The organism is Vulcanisaeta sp. EB80, assembly GCF_002078205.2.
On the sequence record NZ_LCWN02000114.1, the window covers coordinates 1 to 3,316 of the forward strand.

Annotated in this window: 4 protein-coding genes; 2 read left to right on the forward strand and 2 right to left on the reverse strand. The window is 48.3% G+C overall.

Annotated features, from left to right (window positions below):
• A partial coding sequence (locus B7L70_RS12100) for an NAD(P)H-dependent oxidoreductase subunit E (RefSeq protein WP_202908745.1) occupies positions 1–966 on the reverse strand: 966 nt, incomplete at its 3' end.
• Between the two features lie 99 nt (positions 967–1,065).
• On the opposite strand from B7L70_RS12100, the gene B7L70_RS12105 reads away from it, so the two are divergent.
• Positions 1,066–1,431, forward strand: a complete 366-nt coding sequence (locus B7L70_RS12105) for a hypothetical protein (protein ID WP_081228403.1) — start codon at positions 1,066–1,068, stop codon at positions 1,429–1,431.
• A gap of 30 nt (positions 1,432–1,461) precedes the next feature.
• Complete coding sequence (gene gatD, locus B7L70_RS12110) at positions 1,462–2,784, forward strand: Glu-tRNA(Gln) amidotransferase subunit GatD (RefSeq protein ID WP_255408872.1); 1,323 nt, start codon at positions 1,462–1,464, stop codon at positions 2,782–2,784.
• Here the strand turns inward: gatD and sfsA are convergent.
• Positions 2,781–3,316 (reverse strand): DNA/RNA nuclease SfsA (gene sfsA / locus B7L70_RS12115; protein ID WP_081228404.1); only part of this gene is annotated, 536 nt, incomplete at its 5' end. The genes gatD and sfsA overlap by 4 nt on opposite strands.

Here is a 3,316-nt window from a genome sequence, read left to right on the forward strand (position 1 = left end):
CCTCAATATCACTGGGGCTGCCGCCACAACCTCTACGTTGATGACCGCAGTGGGCTTTCCAAGGAACCCGGATTCCGTGGGGTCGGGCGGGCGAAGTCTAGGTTCGCCCCTCTTACCCTCGAGGGAGTTTATTAATGCCGTCTCCTCACCAACGATGTAGGGAGACCCAACGAGTAATACGTTGATTCTAGGCAATCTATTGAGTAAGCCCTTACCCGCTAAGTATGAACCTAACTCATTAAGGGACCTTTCAAGCGAGAGCCTGGCATTCCTGAACCTCTCATTCACGGCCACGATTACCTCATCAGCCCCTAAAGCGACGGCTATTATTAGTGCACCCTCAAGGAGCTGGTGTGGGTTCCTCTCCATTATCAGCCTATCCTTAAAACCACCTGGTTCACCCTCGTGACCATTGACAATTAGGTACTTAGGTCTATCCGGGTTACTAATCATCGACTTCCACCTAACTAACGAACCAGCACCAACGAGGCCGACCTTAACGAGCAACTCGAGTATGAAAAACTTGCTATCCTCGTTAAGGAACCTATCAAGGTAACCAAATCCTCCCCTCCTCAAATAATCACCTAATGATTCGCGGTTTGAAAGCACGTAGTCAGGGCTCGCCTCGGTGATTTCCCTAAAGTCTCCGTCTACGTATGTATGAAGTTTACCGTTAAGTTTAACCACGGGGCCCTTGTCGCAGTATCCTAGGCAGTACGTTATTGTATACTTAATACCGCGTTTATCCAGCTCCTTAGCGACCTCCCTAGAACCCTTCAGTAAGCATGGTAACCCCATGCACACCTGGTTCTCTGAGTAATCGTGGAAGTAGAATGTGGATAGGGTCTTAACTGTCGAGAGGGGTATATTGTACTTATCAGCCACCTTTCTCAATTCTGCATCATCGATTATTCTCCCCTCGAGTATTTCCCTAGAGGCTTCACGTAATCTCGCATTATAATCCATAAAATAATCAATGCCCACGCACTTTAAAGTATTATGCACATAATGACCATAACGTAAGTGGGTTATTAGGCTTAGTTATTTTAATTATTTGGGTGTTAAATGCTGATACCACGACTTAAGATTGGTATGGTCAGGATTGTGAGGATCAACGACTATGAAGACCTCAATAAGGTATTGATTGATCTAAAGCCTGGAGAATGCGCATTACTTCTCACCAGGAAGGATGAGGGTCCATTGATTCAGACAGATGGTATTGAGGTAATAACGTTGAGGAACATGGGCGATAAGACGGAGGTGGATTACTCCCTAGCACTTGGCAAGAGGGTATTGTGCATCTCCAACAATGGCTTTGGACTCCTGAGCGAGTACGCACTCTCGAGGCTTAGGTACGTAATAATAAGCAAACATTCGGCGGAGCAGGATAGTAAGGTAATAAACATGCTCCTTGAACTCGTACCGGGATAAACGTAAAAATAATTCTTCAACCAACAAACTGTGATTAGCGGGGTTAGGGAATTTGACGAAGTACGCATGTACCTCAGGGATGGCACTGTATTAAATGGCGTCGTATTACCAAGACCTGGCGTTGGTGATCCTAACGTGGTAGTGCTAAAGCTCGATAATGGTTATAACGTCGGCATACACGTAAGCAACATAGAGAGGGTTGAGGTTTTAAGGCATGTTGAATCAAAGGGTGCCGTATCAATACCCATTGGGCAGTTTGTGAGCGGTGCATTGACGGGGTTACCCAGGGTTAGGCTTGTGGCCACTGGTGGTACGATAATGTCTAAGGTCGATTATAGGACTGGCGCCGTATACCCAAGCTTCAGCCTGGAGGACTTGTACGCGATGTATCCAGAGATTAAGGGTGTTGCGGATATCGAGATGCTGAACCTAATGGCGATATTCAGCGAGGACATGACACCAAAGCGTTGGTCTGAGATTGCTGAGGCTGCGTATAAGGCGTTCATTGATGGTGTTTCGGGTGTGGTGGTACTGCATGGCACAGATACCATGCACTATACGGCGGCAGCACTATCCTTCGCAATAAGGAATCCGGCAGGACCAATCGCACTGGTTGGATCTCAGAGAAGCAGCGATAGACCCTCCAGCGACGCATTCGAAAACATGCTAGCTGCCGTACTCATCGCTGCACGTGCACCATTCGCCGGCTCGTTCGTCGTGATGCACGCCTCGACGAATGATGGTTTGATAGCCATTCATAGGGGTACCAGGGTTAGGAAGATGCATACGTCTAGGAGGGATACGTTCGTAAGCATTAATGACAAACCCATGGCCTACGTCGACATAAATAAGTTCGAGATCAAGATAAACAATAGTAATTACCAAGGTAGAGCGAGGATTGATGATATGGTCCTCATGAATAGGTTCGATGACAGGGTGGCGTTCGTAAAGTTTTACCCAGGCATGGGCCCGGAAATAATTCACTTCCTGGTAGATAGGGGTTACCATGGTATTGTAATCGAGGGGACAGGCTTCGGCCACGTTAGGGAGGAGCTTCTAGACCCAATAAGAAGAGCCGTTGAGTTGGGCATACCCGTCGTCATAACTAGCCAGACCATATTCGGCAGGGTGAACCTGAATGTGTATAGAAGGGGTGTGGAGTTGCTCAAGCTTGGTGTGATACCTGCCGAGGATATGTTGCCCGAGGTAGCCTTTGTTAAGTTGTCATGGGTATTGGCTCAGACGAGGGATATGAATGAGGTAAGGAGGTTAATGCTAACACCAATTGCCGGCGAGCTCAACCCAAGGTCCGACGTGGGTACATACATAATAAGCCCAGAACTACCGCATTAACAACACTCAATACCAACAAAACCACCTGGAACCAACACCCAATCCCTTGTCAACACTAGCTTATACGCCATGGCCCTAACCCCATGATCCACCGCGAATCTGAACGCCTTGGCGAATTTTGGGTCAAGCTCCGAATTCGGCCTAAAGACCATAGCCCCAGACCTAAGAACTAGGAAGAGTACGTACGCCTCATAGCCGAGCTCAACAGCCCTAGCCAACTCCAGCATATGACGGGCACCACGGGTAGTGGGCGCGTCAGGGAACTTAGCCACTCCATTATCCACGAGAGTCACGCCCTTAACCTCCATAAACGCCTCCTTACCACTTGGTGACCTTAGGAGTAGGTCAAACCTACCACTACCAAAGACAGGCTCCCTCCTAACGACCTGGTACCCCCTCAGCACAATGCCATTGCTTACTAACCACGCAACTATGTCATTATGAATTGCCGAGTTAACCAGTACGAGCTCATCACCTAGATCCACAGCGACCAGGTAGTACCTAGTCTTACCACCAACCTTATTGTAGGCGT

Excerpts from the sequence above, each read along its gene's own strand:
- B7L70_RS12105 (WP_081228403.1), top strand. The coding sequence starts at position 1,066 with ATGCTGATACCACGACTTAAGATTGGTATGGTCAGGATTGTGAGGATC.